The sequence below is a fragment of the Azonexus sp. genome (assembly GCF_036170495.1).
In the GTDB taxonomy this organism is placed as follows: domain Bacteria; phylum Pseudomonadota; class Gammaproteobacteria; order Burkholderiales; family Rhodocyclaceae; genus Azonexus.
The window spans coordinates 1-1,459 of record NZ_JAVHPH010000003.1 but is presented as its reverse complement, the minus strand read 5'-3'; the positions used below and the strand labels follow the sequence as shown (position 1 = coordinate 1,459).

Here is a 1,459-nt window from a genome sequence, read left to right as displayed (position 1 = left end):
TCGCCGAAGGCCCCCGGCCTTCCTGCGTTGCTCGGCACCTCTCAAGGGGCCCGGTGAAACGACCCGTACTTGAGCTTGGGTGCCTGAATGGCAGATTTCATTTTTGGCCGTTTTTTCCGGTTGACCGTGGGAATCTGTTTTTTGGGGAACGACGGCTGACCGTGGACGTTTTTGGGGTCCCCGTGGAAGGCGCTGAGCAACGCAGGAAGGCCGGGGGCCTTCGGCTGGCGTTGTCTGAGCCGCAGGCGAGTTTAGCCAGCCGCCCGGCCTGCCGAGTAGCGCAAGGAACCCGCAGGGCGCCGCCCCCGGGGTCGCCTTTTCTTTGGCTACTTTCTTTTGGCGAAGCAAAAGAAAGTACGCCCGCCAGCAAGGCGGAACCACCTGCCCACCAAAGGAAAGCGTCATTTCCGAACCACCGAGGTAACGACCCATTCCCCCGGCCCCCGTTCCACAAACTCAAACTCCACCGCCGCCCCCGGCTTCAAACCCGCCACCAGCGAAGGATTCGCCAAAACAAAATCCATCTTCATCGCCGGCCATTTCAAACTCGCCACCGGCTCATGCGAAATGGTCACGGTGCCGGAAGCCGCATCAACCGCATTCAAAACCCCCACTGCCTTATGCCCAACCACCGCCGGCTTGGCTGCCTGCATCCCGCCAAGCGCCGCCTTCAGATTGCTCTCCGCATCAATCAGGAAATTGGCCGACGAAACCACCATCTCCCCTTCCTTGACGCCATCCAGTACCTGCACAAATTCCCTGCCACGCGCCCCCAACTTCACAACCCGTGGCTCGAACCGCCCTTCGGCCAGTTGCACAATGACCACCTGCTTGCTGCCGCTATCGATCACCGCTGAATTCGGCACGGTGACGACCGAAGCAGCACCGGCCACCGGAATCTCAACCTCGGCGAACATCGCTGGTTTCAATCGGCCCTTCGGGTTGGCCAGTTCAATACGCACCGGCACCGTCCGCGTATCCGCCTTGAGCGTCGGATAAACGTAGGCGATACGCCCCTCGAAGACCTCGCCAGGATAGGCGTTGATTTTGATTCTCGCCTTCTGGCCAACAACCACCGCCGCAATGTCCTGTTCGAAAACATCGGCCTGGACCCACACCGCCGAGAGGTCGGCGATCTGGTAAAGCACCTCGCCGGGCATGAAACGCATCCCCTGCACGGCCTTCTTCTCGGTGACGATACCGGCCACCGGGGCGCGGAAGGTCAGCGTCCGTTTGGCCTTGCCGGACTGGGCCAACGACTTGATCTGTTCGTCGGAAATATCCCAGTTCCTGAGCCGCTGCAGGCTGGAATCGGCCAGTTGTTTCATCGCCGACTGCGCTTCGCCGCCGGCTTCGTTGAGCTTGCCGACGCCCTGCGCGGCGATGGCGTATTCGCGCTGGGCCGAGACCAGTTCCGGGCTGTACACCTCGAACAGCGGCTGGCCGCGGCCGACCGGCT

At 61.8% G+C, this 1,459-nt stretch carries 1 protein-coding gene; it reads right to left on the bottom strand.

Going from position 1 to position 1,459, the window contains the following annotated elements:
* Positions 1 to 401 precede the first annotated feature (401 nt).
* The coding region (locus tag ADADOO_RS00060) for an efflux RND transporter periplasmic adaptor subunit (protein ID WP_511274117.1) at positions 402 to 1,459 on the bottom strand (1,058 nt) is incomplete at its 5' end.